The organism is Yoonia sp. SWMV100, assembly GCF_056108365.1.
The window spans coordinates 458,286-473,253 of record NZ_JBWBAQ010000003.1 but is presented as its reverse complement, the minus strand read 5'-3'; the positions used below and the strand labels follow the sequence as shown (position 1 = coordinate 473,253).

8 protein-coding genes, 3 tRNA genes, 3 rRNA genes and 2 pseudogenes are annotated in these 14,968 nt (G+C 54.3%); 13 read left to right on the top strand and 3 right to left on the bottom strand.

The window, feature by feature from the left end:
- Nucleotides 1–149 precede the first annotated feature (149 nt).
- From msrP to ACXJGX_RS07105, 9 genes and pseudogenes are all read left to right on the top strand, one after another.
- Complete coding sequence (msrP, locus tag ACXJGX_RS07145; RefSeq protein ID WP_474780055.1) at nt 150–1,049, top strand: protein-methionine-sulfoxide reductase catalytic subunit MsrP; 900 nt, start codon at nt 150–152, stop codon at nt 1,047–1,049.
- Entirely contained in the window at nt 1,049–1,660 is a 612-nt protein-coding gene (gene msrQ, locus ACXJGX_RS07140) for a protein-methionine-sulfoxide reductase heme-binding subunit MsrQ (protein WP_474780053.1), read from the top strand. The genes msrP and msrQ overlap by 1 nt, the downstream gene beginning before the upstream one ends.
- A 721-nt stretch (nt 1,661–2,381) precedes the next feature.
- Nucleotides 2,382–3,845, top strand: a 16S ribosomal RNA gene (locus ACXJGX_RS07135).
- Nucleotides 3,846–4,014: 169 nt separating this feature from the next.
- Nucleotides 4,015–4,090: transfer RNA gene (locus ACXJGX_RS07130), tRNA-Ala, on the top strand.
- Nucleotides 4,091–4,116: 26 nt separating this feature from the next.
- Nucleotides 4,117–4,193: transfer RNA gene (locus tag ACXJGX_RS07125), tRNA-Ile, on the top strand.
- 349 nt (nt 4,194–4,542) lie between these two features.
- Nucleotides 4,543–7,385 (top strand): 23S ribosomal RNA (locus ACXJGX_RS07120).
- Nucleotides 7,386–7,521: 136 nt separating this feature from the next.
- Nucleotides 7,522–7,636, top strand: a 5S ribosomal RNA gene (rrf, locus tag ACXJGX_RS07115).
- The 16S, 23S and 5S rRNA genes sit together here with 3 tRNA genes alongside, the layout of an rRNA operon.
- A gap of 53 nt (nt 7,637–7,689) precedes the next feature.
- Nucleotides 7,690–7,766: transfer RNA gene (locus ACXJGX_RS07110), tRNA-Met, on the top strand.
- Between the two features lie 244 nt (nt 7,767–8,010).
- Nucleotides 8,011–8,733: pseudogene (locus ACXJGX_RS07105) on the top strand (hypothetical protein).
- A 183-nt stretch (nt 8,734–8,916) separates the two neighbouring features.
- On the opposite strand, the gene ACXJGX_RS07100 reads toward ACXJGX_RS07105, so the two are convergent.
- The 3 genes and pseudogenes from ACXJGX_RS07100 to ACXJGX_RS07090 all read right to left on the bottom strand — a co-directional run bounded on the left by ACXJGX_RS07100 (nt 8,917) and on the right by ACXJGX_RS07090 (nt 12,361).
- Nucleotides 8,917–9,801, bottom strand: coding sequence for a sigma 54-interacting transcriptional regulator (locus ACXJGX_RS07100; protein ID WP_474780764.1), 885 nt, complete (start codon nt 9,799–9,801; stop codon nt 8,917–8,919).
- A pseudogene (locus ACXJGX_RS07095) lies at nt 9,790–10,840 on the bottom strand (IS3 family transposase); the annotation flags it as partial. The gene ACXJGX_RS07100 and the pseudogene ACXJGX_RS07095, both read right to left, overlap by 12 nt.
- A gap of 351 nt (nt 10,841–11,191) precedes the next feature.
- Nucleotides 11,192–12,361, bottom strand: coding sequence for a MalY/PatB family protein (locus ACXJGX_RS07090; protein WP_474780051.1), 1,170 nt, complete (start codon nt 12,359–12,361; stop codon nt 11,192–11,194).
- Between the two features lie 112 nt (nt 12,362–12,473).
- Here ACXJGX_RS07090 and def (ACXJGX_RS07085) point away from each other — a divergent pair, with 112 nt between their 5' ends.
- From def (ACXJGX_RS07085) to fmt, 4 genes are all read left to right on the top strand, one after another.
- Complete coding sequence (gene def, locus ACXJGX_RS07085) at nt 12,474–12,995, top strand: peptide deformylase (RefSeq protein ID WP_474780049.1); 522 nt, start codon at nt 12,474–12,476, stop codon at nt 12,993–12,995.
- 1 nt (nt 12,996) lies between these two features.
- Nucleotides 12,997–13,458 (top strand): peptide deformylase, encoded by a 462-nt coding sequence (gene def / locus ACXJGX_RS07080; protein ID WP_474780047.1) that lies wholly within the window; start codon nt 12,997–12,999, stop codon nt 13,456–13,458.
- Nucleotides 13,455–13,955, top strand: a complete 501-nt coding sequence (gene def / locus ACXJGX_RS07075; RefSeq protein ID WP_474780045.1) for a peptide deformylase — start codon at nt 13,455–13,457, stop codon at nt 13,953–13,955. Before def (ACXJGX_RS07080) ends, def (ACXJGX_RS07075) begins: the two co-directional genes overlap by 4 nt.
- 64 nt (nt 13,956–14,019) lie before the next feature.
- Nucleotides 14,020–14,919 (top strand): methionyl-tRNA formyltransferase, encoded by a 900-nt coding sequence (gene fmt, locus ACXJGX_RS07070; RefSeq protein ID WP_474780043.1) that lies wholly within the window; start codon nt 14,020–14,022, stop codon nt 14,917–14,919.
- The last annotated feature ends 49 nt before the right edge of the window (nt 14,920–14,968 follow it).

Genomic DNA, 14,968 nt, shown 5'->3' with positions numbered 1-14,968 from the left:
GCAGCAACATTTTCAAGTCACATCGCCGTGAAATAAGGTGACCCATATCGCGTGATTTGGAACATTTCAAAGTGTTGGCAGTATCGTGAAACATCTTTCAGATGGAATGCACTATATACCTTGTGAACATATTTTGAATGGAGCCCCCCATGGCCTACCGCTGGACCAACGATCTGACAGCCGCAGATATTACGCCGAAGTCAGCATATTTGAATCGCCGCCAAATTTTGGCGGGCACTGCAGGGCTTGGCGCGATCGGGTTTGCTGGCGGCGCTGCCGCACAAAGCGACTTAACCCCGAACACGCTGGAAGAAATCACGACCTATAACAACTATTATGAATTCGGCACCGGCAAAAACGATCCAGCGCAGAACGCGCACAAGCTCGATACCGCAAATTGGAAGGTCAAGGTCGACGGGTTGGTCGACAACCCAGGTGACTATGATTTGGCTGACCTGTTGAACGGGCTTTCTGTCGAAGACCGCATCTATCGTTTCCGCTGCGTCGAGGCATGGTCCATGGTCATTCCATGGAACGGGATCGAACTGGCCGACATCCTGAATAAGGTTGGTGTGCAGTCTGGCGCCACATACGTGGCCTTTGAAACCGTCGTGCAACCCGACAATATGATAGGTGTGCAGCGCAACGTGCTGGATTTCCCGTATGTCGAAGGGTTGCGTCTGGACGAGGCGATGCATCCGCTGACCATCATGGCGACCGGAATTTACGATGAACCGCTTGAAAACCAGAACGGCGCACCGATCCGCTTGGTGGTGCCATGGAAGTACGGGTTTAAGTCGATCAAATCGATCGTGCGGATCACGCTGACCGATCGCCAACCGCCGACCAGCTGGAAAAACGCCAACCAACGCGAATACGGGTTCTATAGTAATGTGAACCCAACCGTTGATCACCCGCGCTGGTCGCAAGCGACAGAACGCCGGGTTGGCGGCGGTCTGTTTGCCGCGCGTCAGGACACGCTGATGTTCAACGGCTATTCCGAAGTGGCATCGCTCTATGCAGGTATGGACCTGTCGGAAAATTTCTGATGGCTATTGTCGATCGCGTAAATAGTTCCCTGCGCAAACTTCCCGCGTGGACTATATATATAGTAGCCGCGCTTTGGATGGTCTGGTTGTTCTATCTCGCGTTGACCGGTGGTCTAGGGGTCGAGCCAATCAACGCCCTGGAACGGGAGTATGGCGAACTGGGGCTTAAGCTGTTGGTCGCGGGTTTACTGGTGACGCCGCTGCGCAGATGGGCGGGCCTGAACTTGATCAAGTTTCGACGGGCGATTGGCGTCACCGCGTTCTTTGTCATTCTGGCGCATTTTCTTGTATGGGCGATTCTGGATGTGCAGACCCTGCCACGTGTCTGGACCGAAATCGTCAAACGTCCCTATGTGACTGTCGGTATGGCTGGCTTTGTATTGATGATTCCATTGGTACTGACATCTAACAACCTGTACTTACGCAAACTTGGTGCTGCGCGGTGGCGTCAATTACACAAGCTCACCTATGTCGTCGGCATATTGGGTGCAGTTCACTACTTGTGGCTTGTGAAAGGGTTCCAGATTGAACCCATTATCTACCTGACAGCGATACTTGCACTAATCGCGAGTCGGTATGTCACCGTGAATCGCGAGAGGCAGACGGGATAAGCGAACAGAATCAAAGAATGTGGAACCCGGCAAACCAGTTTGCCGGGTTTTTGATTCCCAAACGGGTGAATCGCATCGGTGTGGTCAGGTGAGTCTGTCGAATATCAGCGCAATCTTGCCCTAATGGCGCGCGCTATCCCAAAATGTGGTGTTTTGAGTTTGTGATGTGCCTAATAAAGTTGCGTGTTGTTGCGTGATTTGGGTAATGAATATGTGTAAGTATGGCGAATTGTTGGAAAATTTGGGTTTGTCATAAAAAATGCATGTTTCCTGAAAAAAGGGGTTGCGGGTCTCGGCGACTAACCTTAGAACCCCCCTTACCGGACGAGCAGAGACGCTCCAACGGGGCGCCGGACGGGCCAGACGGAAGCGGAAACGCGGAGAGACGGACCGGGGCGGAGAAGAAAATTTTGAGGTACTGAGGCGGGGCGCGCCACTAAGTTAGGGCGCATCTGGTCACTTTTGTCTCTACGCTGTTTGAAATTGATATATCTGAAGAGATATGTGGGCGGTTTGGTTCAGTTCGATGGATCAGACGTCTGTATATCAACGCTCTTAGGACTTCGGTTCGATGATAGAGTGTCAGCTTCACTGTTTGGCGGCTTCTGGTAACTTTGGTTACTGAAGCACAACAAACAGAGAAAACGCCATTTGGTTTCAGTAAGGCCAAGTGGTGATGTGCAGAGGTTCGAACGTCAAGGATAGCATCGCAAGATGCTTTCAACTTGAGAGTTTGATCCTGGCTCAGAACGAACGCTGGCGGCAGGCCTAACACATGCAAGTCGAGCGAGACCTTCGGGTCTAGCGGCGGACGGGTTAGTAACGCGTGGGAATATACCCTTCACTATGGAATAGCCTCGGGAAACTGGGAGTAATACCATATACGCCCTTCGGGGGAAAGATTTATCGGTGAAGGATTAGCCCGCGTCTGATTAGATAGTTGGTGGGGTAATGGCCTACCAAGTCTACGATCAGTAGCTGGTTTGAGAGGATGATCAGCAACACTGGGACTGAGACACGGCCCAGACTCCTACGGGAGGCAGCAGTGGGGAATCTTAGACAATGGGCGCAAGCCTGATCTAGCCATGCCGCGTGAGTGACGAAGGCCTTAGGGTCGTAAAGCTCTTTCGCCAGAGATGATAATGACAGTATCTGGTAAAGAAACCCCGGCTAACTCCGTGCCAGCAGCCGCGGTAATACGGAGGGGGTTAGCGTTGTTCGGAATTACTGGGCGTAAAGCGCGCGTAGGCGGATTAGAAAGTAGGGGGTGAAATCCCAGGGCTCAACCCTGGAACTGCCTCCTAAACTACTAGTCTAGAGTTCGAGAGAGGTGAGTGGAATTCCAAGTGTAGAGGTGAAATTCGTAGATATTTGGAGGAACACCAGTGGCGAAGGCGACTCACTGGCTCGATACTGACGCTGAGGTGCGAAAGTGTGGGGAGCAAACAGGATTAGATACCCTGGTAGTCCACACCGTAAACGATGAATGCCAGTCGTCAGGGGGCTTGCCCTTTGGTGACACACCTAACGGATTAAGCATTCCGCCTGGGGAGTACGGTCGCAAGATTAAAACTCAAAGGAATTGACGGGGGCCCGCACAAGCGGTGGAGCATGTGGTTTAATTCGAAGCAACGCGCAGAACCTTACCAACCCTTGACATCCTTGGACCGCCAGAGAGATCTGGTTTTCTCGTAAGAGACCAAGTGACAGGTGCTGCATGGCTGTCGTCAGCTCGTGTCGTGAGATGTTCGGTTAAGTCCGGCAACGAGCGCAACCCACATCCTTAGTTGCCAGCAGTTCGGCTGGGCACTCTAGGGAAACTGCCCGTGATAAGCGGGAGGAAGGTGTGGATGACGTCAAGTCCTCATGGCCCTTACGGGTTGGGCTACACACGTGCTACAATGGCATCTACAGTGAGTTAATCTCCAAAAGATGTCTCAGTTCGGATTGGGGTCTGCAACTCGACCCCATGAAGTCGGAATCGCTAGTAATCGCGTAACAGCATGACGCGGTGAATACGTTCCCGGGCCTTGTACACACCGCCCGTCACACCATGGGAGTTGGTTCTACCCGACGACGCTGCGCTAACCCTTCGGGGAGGCAGGCGGCCACGGTAGGATCAGCGACTGGGGTGAAGTCGTAACAAGGTAGCCGTAGGGGAACCTGCGGCTGGATCACCTCCTTTCTAAGGATGTTTCTAGTCAAGACTGTTCGCAGTCTTCGTGAAACACTTAGCAGTCGGCAAACAAAGCCGGCAAATCAGGCACTTCCTCCTATTCCTTGGAAGTGACCTAGAGCCAGGCCGTCCTCATATCTCTTCAGTTTTGTTCCACTATGAGTGGGACGCACCTTTTGGGGCGTTAGCTCAGCTGGGAGAGCACCTGCTTTGCAAGCAGGGGGTCATCGGTTCGATCCCGATACGCTCCACCATTGAAGTCGCTGACTTCAACCTAGTTGGGTCGGTAGCTCAGGTGGTTAGAGCGCACGCCTGATAAGCGTGAGGTCGGAGGTTCAAGTCCTCCTCGACCCACCAACATACGATTTGACCGTTAAGTGCTGTTAGCATTTAGCCGTCCAATCGGACGATTGATCCCACGGGATCGATATTTTACATCGTAAAGAGAGAAACAACATCAGAATAGATGATGTACCCGCGTAAGGGTACATTGGCTGACGTGAGGGGCCGCATGGCCTTTATGACCGTCACGCAAGTCTATTTTGTTTCAAGTCAAGTACACTAACCGGAATAGCAGTAATGCTATTCGAACAGTGTCAGTTGCGAACCAGCGGCTGACATTGCAATGTATGCATTTTGATTTAGTCCTCCTTGATTTTTTACAAGAGGGGGAGGACACAGAAAAAGCCTTGCTTTTTCTGGATCAAATCAAGCGCGAAAAGGGCGTTTGGTGGATGCCTTGGCAGTAAGAGGCGATGAAAGACGTGATACTCTGCGATAAGCCATGGGGAGCTGAGAATAAGCTTTGATCCATGGATTTCTGAATGGGGCAACCCACCTGATACTTTGTTGTTATTATACATTCCTTCGGGAGTGTGTGGCTAACAATAGGGTCAACCAGGTATTTGTAGACTGAATACATAGGTTTACAAAAGCAAACCCGGGGAACTGAAACATCTAAGTACCCGGAGGAAAGGAAATCAATAGATACTCCCCTAGTAGCGGCGAGCGAACGGGGACCAGCCGAGCCTTGAGTGTGATTAGAATGGTCTGGAATGGCCAACCATAGTGGGTGACAGTCCCGTATAAGAAGCATGATAGGACGTATTAAGTAGGGCGGAACACGTGAAATTCTGTCTGAACATCGGAGGACCACCTTCGAAGGCTAAGTACTCCTTACTGACCGATAGCGAACCAGTACCGTGAGGGAAAGGTGAAAAGCACCCCGACGAGGGGAGTGAAACAGTACCTGAAACCGAACGCCTACAATCAGTTGGAGGGCCCTTGAGGCCTGACAGCGTACCTTTTGTATAATGGGTCATCGACTTGGTCTCACAAGCAAGCTTAAGCCGTTAGGTGTAGGCGCAGCGAAAGCGAGTCTTAATAGGGCGATTGAGTTTGTGGGATCAGACCCGAAACCGAGTGATCTAGGCATGTCCAGGATGAAGGTAAGGTAACACTTACTGGAGGTCCGAACCCACACCTGTTGAAAAAGGTCGGGATGAGGTGTGCCTAGGGGTGAAAGGCCAATCAAACTCGGAGATAGCTGGTTCTCTGCGAAATCTATTTAGGTAGAGCGTCGGACGAATACCCTCGGGGGTAGAGCACTGAATGGGTAATGGGGGCCCACAGCCTTACTGATCCTAATCAAACTCCGAATACCGAGGAGTAATATCCGGCAGACACACAGCGGGTGCTAACGTCCGTTGTGAAGAGGGAAACAACCCTGACCTACGACTAAGGCCCCTAATTCATGGCTAAGTGGGAAAGCAAGTGGGACGACCAAAACAACCAGGAGGTTGGCTTAGAAGCAGCCATCCTTTAAAGATAGCGTAACAGCTCACTGGTCTAAATAAGTTGTCCTGCGGCGAAGATGTAACGGGGCTCAAGCCATGAGCCGAAGTCTAGGATGCAATTTATTGCATGGTAGCAGAGCGTAGTGTGACATAATTCCATGTCTCCTTACCTTCTTCGGAAGGATTGGAGACGCGGAGTTTTCTGTGAAGCCCCCCTGTGAGGGATGGGGTGGAGAGATCACTAGTGAGAATGATGACATGAGTAGCGACAAAGGGAGTGAGAGACTCCCTCGCCGAAAGTCCAAGGGTTCCTGCTTAAAGCTAATCTGAGCAGGGTAAGCCGACCCCTAAGGCGAGGCCGAAAGGCGTAGTCGATGGGAACCAGGTTAATATTCCTGGGCCGTGGAGTGGTGACGGATCTCGAAGGTAGTTCATCCTTATCGGATTGAATGGGCTGCTTAGAGGTTCCTGGAAATAGCCCTCCTATAAGATCGTACCCTAAACCGACACAGGTGGACTGGTAGAGAATACCAAGGCGCTTGAGAGAACCACATTTAAGGAACTCGGCAAAATACCTCCGTAAGTTCGCGAGAAGGAGGCCCGTTCAGAACGCAAGTTTTGGGCGGGGGCACAAACCAGGGGGTGGCGACTGTTTACTAAAAACACAGGGCTCTGCGAAGTCGTAAGACGACGTATAGGGTCTGACGCCTGCCCGGTGCCTGAAGGTTAAAAGGAGGAGTGCAAGCTCCGAATTGAAGCCCAGGTAAACGGCGGCCGTAACTATAACGGTCCTAAGGTAGCGAAATTCCTTGTCGGGTAAGTTCCGACCTGCACGAATGGCGTAACGACTTCCCCGCTGTCTCAAATGTGGACTCAGCGAAATTGAATTACCGGTCAAGATGCCGGTTACCCGCGGTTAGACGGAAAGACCCCATGCACCTTTACTATAGCTTCGCATTGGCATCAGGCACAATATGTGCAGGATAGGTGGTAGGCTTTGAAGCAGGGACGCTAGTCCTTGTGGAGCCTCCCTTGAGATACCACCCTTATTCTGCTTGATGTCTAACCGCGGCCCGTTATCCGGGTCCGGGACCCTGCGTGGTGGGTAGTTTGACTGGGGCGGTCGCCTCCCAAATTGTAACGGAGGCGCGCGAAGGTTGGCTCAGAGCGGTCGGAAATCGCTCGTTGAGTGCAATGGCAGAAGCCAGCCTGACTGCGAGACTGACAAGTCGAGCAGAGTCGAAAGACGGCCATAGTGATCCGGTGGTCCCGAGTGGAAGGGCCATCGCTCAACGGATAAAAGGTACGCTGGGGATAACAGGCTGATGGTGCCCAAGAGTCCATATCGACGGCACCGTTTGGCACCTCGATGTCGGCTCATCTCATCCTGGGGCTGGAGCAGGTCCCAAGGGTACGGCTGTTCGCCGTTTAAAGAGGTACGTGAGCTGGGTTTAGAACGTCGTGAGACAGTTCGGTCCCTATCTTCCGTGGGTGTAGGATACTTGAGAAGAGTTGCCCCTAGTACGAGAGGACCGGGGTGAACGATCCACTGGTGGACCTGTTGTCGTGCCAACGGCAGTGCAGGGTAGCTATGATCGGACAGGATAACCGCTGAAGGCATCTAAGCGGGAAGCCCCCTTCAAAACAAGGTATCCCTGAGGACCGAGGTAGACCACCTCGTCGATAGGCCAGAGATGTAAGCGCTGTAAGGCGTTCAGTTGACTGGTACTAATGGTCCGATAGGCTTGATTTGATCCAGTAATAGTAAGACTGGAATCAAAGATACATACACACACAATATACTATCAGTATACATAATCATGAAACATTGCCCTAAACAGGGTACTGATGTTGGGAGGCTTCAAAAACCTCCTGAGTTTCTTTTTTGGTTTGGTGGTCATAGCGCGAGCAAAACACCCGATCCCATCCCGAACTCGGCAGTTAAGTGCCGCTGCGCTGATGGTACTGCGGCTTAAGTCGTGGGAGAGTAAGTCACTGCCAAACCTAATAAGAAACTCAATTCTCTCTTCGATGTAAAAAAATACCAATACCATTGGCGCGGGATGGAGCAGCCCGGTAGCTCGTCAGGCTCATAACCTGAAGGTCGTAGGTTCAAATCCTACTCCCGCAACCAAAATTACACCGCAAAATCAAATGCTTAAAACCCGACTTAACCAGTCGGGTTTTTGCGTTTGCAATCTACACCAACGCCACATCAACACCGCACCAGAAAAACCGCACCAGCACGCATAAGCGGGCAGTGGCATGCACCCACGTGCAAAGAACGAGATTCCCCGTCACGCTCTGCCAGTTACCGGGATGACCCGCCTATCGCTTTGCATCTGGCCCCGTGAAAAATCCCGTGGCAGCATCACGCCATGATCACTTTCCGCCCTCTCTCTGGTGACCATCCAGACCTTGCGCGTTCGCCGCTCCTGCCCGCGGCGCTGTTGACGCTGCAGTACACTCAGGAACATGGAGCGATCGGCTTGACCAAGACAAAGGCATTCAAGCGCGTATTCGTGCATTAGGCCGTCGAACACTTCGCCTGGCCGGGCTCAAGCGCGGAGGAAATGTTCCGCTTCGACAAGGTCATCAATGGGTATGAATTTCCGCCGCTCGAGGTGCTGCACTACCTGTTGATCATCCTGCGCCTGGGGCGGCACTTCAAGGGCGAGTTCCGCCTGACCAAGCGTGGCGCAGAGCTGGCAGACGCGCCAGCGCGGCTGTTTGCTGAACTCATCCCCTTCTTCGTTCTCAAGATCGACCATGCATCCTACGCCCGGTTTGAAGAGCGCCCCTTCGGCAAATGGGATGTCTCGATGAACGTCATCAACGTCGAGGCCGACAATGGCACCACCGAGCGGGCGCTGTTCGCGGCTTTCGACGGCGAAGAGCATGACTGGGAGAATGCTGGATGGCGCGAAATGGCCGCGTTCTCCTCCTGCGTCTTGCGCCCGCTTGAATGGGCAGGGTCGCTTGTTCAAACCCGAGAAGAGTGTGAGGGCAGGCATGTGCACCACGTATTCAAGACGCAGCTGTGCAGCAGCGTGATGAAGCTCGACACCGACGACATGCTGCGGCCAGTTGCTCTTCAGTAGAGCAACTACTCACTCGGCCCAAATCGGCCATTCTGGCGTTGACCAAATGCAGTCTAACAGCTCGTCGAAGCGGTAGTTCGTGCATCGTGCAGCAATTTATTTGGTCGGATGGCGGCAATGTCGACATTTTCGTCGCTTCGGGCTGAGGCAGCGCCATCAAAGAGGGTCTTAACTTCAGTTGGCTCAACTTTTCAGATCCGTCACCTCATTTACTTTCAAAGGAAATTTGCTTTTCGCGTCGACCCGCAGGGTGCTTTCGTGGCAGGCGAGCTCGGACGCCGCCGCTTCCCATGTGCCGTATCGTTGCTTTGCCCAGAGTGCGAGACGCGTCTGGAACCAGTAAAGCCGCTGCTTGCGGGTGCCGGTTCCAAAATCTCCTTGCAGGGTGGCACCGACAGCTCGCCACTCTTCGAGTGCTTGGCGCTGCAAGGAGACGTGCCATGGCCCATCGGGCCGCGTCGAGACGATGATCGCGGCCAGACGTTGTAGATCGCGGATGTTGCGCGGCAGACGCGCCTCTGTAAGGGCGCGCTCTAACGTGATGCTCCAGGGCGGATCACCGGGAAAGCCGCTCTCGCGCCAGACGCGGCCCCAGTCGGCTTGCAGGTCCGCAGGGCAGTCGCGAAGGGACGGCAATTCAACCTGCAGATGGGCGATGCGGTCGAAGAAATCCGGATCGAGTGTCTGCTCCAGTTCGGCGATCGGAAGGTTTGAGGCGCAGACAAGATCGAATTGTGCCTCCTGGTGCTCGGTCTCTCCAAGCCGACGCCAGCGGAGCGCCCTACGTTGCAGCGCGCGCAGCAGAAGACGCTGGGTATCACGCGGTAGGTCCTGCACATCGTCAAGGAATAGGATCCCGCCATCCGCTTCGTGCAGCAGCCCTCTGCCAGTCGCGGAAGCTTTGTCATGGGGAGTTGCCGCACTGCCGAACAGCAACGTTTCGGCCCCTTCTCCTCTCAGGTGGCTAACTGGAACGGAACCGGCTCGGCGGCTACCCCGAAGGTTGCCCCCATGCCCAGCGCCCCGCGCTCCGCTTCTCGGCGCAGCGCATGGGCGGTAACCGAACACGTCCCGCCTAGAAGTATCCCGTGTGACATATGTCTGCCGCCTGACGCGTTCCCTTTCAAAAGCTGGAAGAAGCTTTCGGCGACAGCGTTGTCGTGGCAATTCCCGCGCCTGCTCATGCTGGCAACAAGATTGTGTTTTCAAAGAAACGACAGCCACTCTTTGTTGGAGAACTGCGAACCTTGATCGGAATGGATCATCACCTTCGTCTTTGGTTTGCGCCGCCACACTGCTGCAAGCAGCGCTTGAAGGGCGAGATCTGTCGTCATGCGCGATTGCATCGATCAACCGACGACACGTCTTGAGAACAGATCAATGACGACAGCCAGATATGACAAACCCTCGTGGGTTTTGATGTACGTAATGTCCATCACCCAAACGAAATCGGGCTCTTCAACTTCGAACTGTCGGTCCAACGTGTTGTCAGCAAAGACTGCCGGCTTGCCCCCGTACCTGCCCGGGCGGCGTTTGAAACCGATCTGTGCCGAGATGCCTGTTCATCGGGTCAAACGTGCAACACGGTTCTCTGAGCAGGTCTCACCTTGGTCCAAAAGATCATCGTGCAGTTTGCGGTAGCCGTAGACCCTGCCGCTATCAGCCCAAGCTTGCTGGATCCGATCGGTTTGACGCATGTCTTCCTGCGCGCGGGCTTAAAGGTTCTTTAAGCCATTCATCGAACCCGCTGAAATGAACCATCAGAACACGACACATTGAACGCACAGAAAACTCTGTGCGATGAGCCTCAATAAACGCGTACCTCACTGAGACTCTCGCGCGAAGTACGCGGGCGCGTTTTTTAAGATAGTGCGTTCCTCGGTGACCCGTGCCAGTCCCCGCGCTTCAATCGCTTGATATCTGCGGCCTCATCCACGATCTCAGCTCTGACTTGCGGCGACTTCGAAAACTGCGCCTTCCAAGTCTAGAGCGATTTGGTGATCATCCCAAGCCGTTCAGCCACTTCGCTGACCGCGTCACCACGCTCACCAACCTGCGCCAAAGCGTCCCGCTCAAACTCATCCGTAAACCGTATTCCTTTGTTCATATCCGTCTCTCCTTGCTTCCAAAATTTCGAAGCAGAGCGTCTACAAATTTAGGGGCACCTCAATCCCGTTTTAGGGAGAAGGAGAAATGGGAAACGGCGCAGACGAATTTTATCTATTCTCAGCTGACGAACTGCTCTCTGCGTCAGGCGGACAAGTAAACCTAGACACAAATCGCGTCGTTGGATTCGAGGGCGAATATGGCGCTGGCGTCAGTCGGATCCGAAAACAACAATTCTTAACGAACCACGGTTCGCCAGTCGAACAATTCGTAAGTCTGGCTGCATAAATCCACCCAGATAATTTGTATCTTCAGGCTCAAACAAACCTCGCGACATGTCCAATTTCCTCACCTACTGCAAATCTGCAAATGCTTTTTGCAGCCTTGCGACGGCCTCTTCGATTTGGGCGCGGGGGGCACCCAGGTTGAATCGTAGGAAAGTATCGCCACCCTTGCCAAAGCTGGGACCGTGATTGGCGGCGATTTTCGCGGTTTGCTCAACACGCGCGGTGAATTCCTCGCGCGTCATGCCGGTGTTGGCGAAATCCACCCACGCCAGATACGTTGACTCGAGCGGCATAGACGCGAGGCCGGGGATCGCATTAACTCCGGCGTCAAAGATCTGTCGGTTTGTGTCCAGATACGCCCGCAATTCATCGACCCATGCGGCACCTTCGGGACTGTAGGCCGCAGTAGCCATGTGCAGCCCGAAGCTGTTGGGCGAAATCCCCAATGCGGCCATACGCCCGCCAAATTTCGCCCGCAGGTCGGCGTCGGGAATGATGACGTTGCCTGAATGGCTGCCCGCGATGTTGAAGGTCTTGGTTGTCGCGGTCATCATCACCAGACGGTCGTTGATCCCGCGGATATGCGCCATTGGTATGTGGGTTTGGCCGGGCATCGTCAGATCGTGGTGGATTTCATCCGAGACCAAGATCAGGTCGTGTCGTTTCGCAAAGTCCGCAACCTGTTCGAGTTCTTTACGGGTCCAGACCCGCCCGCCGGGGTTATGCGGCGAACACAGGATGAGCATGGTTTCATTGCCGTTCATTTGGGCGTCGTAGGCATCAAAGTCCATCTCGTAGCGTCCGGCGTTATCGACCAATGCGCATTCGACAACTTCGCGCCCTGCCGCCTTAATTACCCGCGCAAAGGCGTGGTAGACGGGCGTGAATAGCACAACGCCGTCTCCGGCTTGCGTAAAGGCATCAATGCATAGCGCGGTGCCGTTCACCAGGCCATGCGTTGTGAAGATCCAAGATGGGTCGATTCCCCAGCCGTGCCGTTCCTGCATCCACCACTGGATCGCAGCCCGGTATTTGCTTTCGTCACCAAAATAGCCATAGACCCCGTGGTCGATCATGCCTTGCAGCGCGCGCTTGATCGGATCGGGGGCGCGGAATTCCATATCGGCGACCCACATCGCGATACCTTCATCCGGGCTGACGCCATAGATGTCTTCCATGCTGTCCCATTTGACGCAGTGCGTGTTGCGGCGGTCGATGGGGGTGTCGAATGTCATGCTGCTGTCCTTGTTTGCTTATCGTAAAGTTGCGTGGATGATACGTGGCATGCAAGTCTGATATTGTATCCATACGCTTGCGATACGCGGCGAGTGTGATTAGATCAGCGCCATGAGTTTACGAAATATCCTTATTCACCCTGATCCGCGGCTTAAAAAGGTGGCTGACCCTGTGGCAAGTGTCACAGATGACGTCCGCCGTTTGGCTGATGATATGTTGGAAACCATGTATGACGCGCCGGGCATTGGATTGGCCGCGCCGCAGGTCGCGCAGATGCACCGATTGATCGTGATGGATTGCCAAAAGGATGAACTGGCAACGCCCGAGCCGATGGTATTGATTAACCCGCAGGTGGTGTGGTCTTCCGAGGATCGGTCGGTTTACGACGAAGGCTGTTTGTCGATCCCAGAGCAATACGCCGAAGTTGAGCGACCCGCAGCGGTCGAGGTCGAATGGCTGGGTCTTGATGGCAGGATACAACGTGAAAAGTTCGAAGGGTTGTGGGCCACCTGCGTCCAGCACGAGATCGACCATTTGGACGGAATTTTGTTCATCGACTATCTGAAGCCGCTCAAGCGCCAGATGATCACCCGCAAAATGCAAAAGCTGAAACGCGAATTGGCGCGGGGTTAAAGTGACAGTTCTGGACCTGCGCTTTGACGGCGATCCGGTGTTGCGCGCGATGGCGGAACCGGTGACGGTTTTTGATGCTGATTTGGCGCGGCTTGTCGCGGATATGTTTGACACGATGTATGCCGCCCCCGGACGCGGGTTGGCCGCACCGCAAGTCGGGATCAGCCGACGTGTTTTTGTCACGGATGTGACGTGGAAAGACGCCGACCCTACCCCGATCGCCTTTGTGAACCCGCAGATCATGGCCCAGTCGGACCAGACACAAACCGGCACAGAGGGCTGTTTGTCGATCCCCGGCCTAAGCTTTGACGTGCCGCGCCCGACATGGGTGCAGATACGCTGGCAAGACACGTCTGGTGCCACGCAAGAGGCCCGATTTGACGGCATGCAAGCGGTGTGTACCTGCCATGAATTGGACCACCTGAACGGTATTTTGATCACGGATACGGGAATACTTTTATGAATCACCGCCCCTATGTCATGTGGCCTAATCCTGTGCTGCGCACCGCCGCGACGCCCGTCGTGTCGGTAACGGATGATATTCGTGCGATGTGGGACGAAATGATCCGCGCAATGGACGCAATGCCCGGTGTTGGTCTTGCCGCCCCGCAATTGGGGATCGGGCTGGCCTTGGCGGTGGTTGACGCGTCAGAAGCACGTGGGCAAGCGGTTCGGATGGCGAACCCGGAAATATTACATGCCAGTGTTGAACCACGTGTGCATGAAGAAGGGTCGCCAAATTTGCCCGGTGTCTGGGCAAAAGTCAGCCGCCCGCGCGCGGTGACTGTTCGGTTTTTGAATGACCAAGGTGTGCAAGAGGATCGCGATTTCGTAGGTCTATGGGCGACGTCGGTTCAGCATCAGATTGATCATCTGGCAGGCAAGATGTTCTTTGATCACCTGACCCGAATGAAACGCGATATGCTGATTAAAAAAGCGCATAAAATCGCGCGCGACTGACACAGCGTGGGGCAGGTCTGATCCCCCTCGAACGGCGTATTGTCAAGTAAACAAAGGAAAATAGATGCGTGTAGTCTTTATGGGAACGCCAGATTTTTCCGTTCCAGTGTTAGAGGCATTAGTCGATGCCGGCCACGAGGTTATTGCGGTCTATAGCCAGCCACCACGCCCTGCGGGGCGCGGCAAAAAGGATCGGCCCAGCCCCGTGCAGCAACGCGCAGAGGCGCTGGGTTTACCGGTCCGCCATCCACAATCCTTAAAGGGCGCCGAGGCGCAGGCCGAGTTTGCAGCGTTGAATGCAGACGTTGCTGTGGTCGTCGCGTATGGGCTGATTTTGCCGCAGGCGGTTCTGGACGAGCCACATTTCGGCTGTTTGAATATTCATGCCTCATTGTTGCCCCGTTGGCGCGGTGCGGCACCGATCCACCGCGCCATTTTGGCAGGCGATGTCGAGACGGGTGTGTGTATCATGCAGATGGAGGCAGGGCTGGATACAGGTCCTGTGCTACTGCAAGAGGCGCTGACCATCGGCGCCGAAGAAACCACCGGCAGTTTACATGATCGGCTTTCTGACGTGGGTGCACGGTTGATCGTTGATGCATTGGCGCAGTTGCCCACCCTATCGCCACAGGTGCAGCCCGAAGCGGGCGTCACTTATGCGGCTAAAATCGATAAGTCCGAGGCGCGTGTGGATTGGTCACAGCCAGCGGTGCAAGTGGATCGTCTGATCCGCGGCCTGTCCCCGTTTCCGGGGGCATGGTGTGATGTTGCTGGCGAGCGGGTCAAACTTTTGGCCAGCCGTGTGGTGTCCGGTGATGCGCCGGCTGGCACTGTTTTGGAAGGTTTCACAATTGCATGCGGCGATGGCGCGGTCGAGGTCACTATCGCGCAACGTCCCGGCAAAATAGCAATGTCTGCGACGGATGTGTTGCGCGGACTAGATCTGGGAACGCGGCTGGACTGACGGAATTTGCACTTGGTTTACGCACCGTAATCGTTACAGTCCCGACCTG

Coding starts and splice junctions, on each gene's coding strand:
- def (WP_474780045.1), top strand. CDS start 13,455: ATGAATCACCGCCCCTATGTCATGTGGCCTAATCCTGTGCTGCGCACC.
- ACXJGX_RS07090 (WP_474780051.1), bottom strand. CDS start 12,361: ATGACATTCGACACCCCCATCGACCGCCGCAACACGCACTGCGTCAAA.
- def (WP_474780049.1), top strand. CDS start 12,474: ATGAGTTTACGAAATATCCTTATTCACCCTGATCCGCGGCTTAAAAAG.
- msrP (WP_474780055.1), top strand. CDS start 150: ATGGCCTACCGCTGGACCAACGATCTGACAGCCGCAGATATTACGCCG.
- fmt (WP_474780043.1), top strand. CDS start 14,020: ATGCGTGTAGTCTTTATGGGAACGCCAGATTTTTCCGTTCCAGTGTTA.
- msrQ (WP_474780053.1), top strand. CDS start 1,049: ATGGCTATTGTCGATCGCGTAAATAGTTCCCTGCGCAAACTTCCCGCG.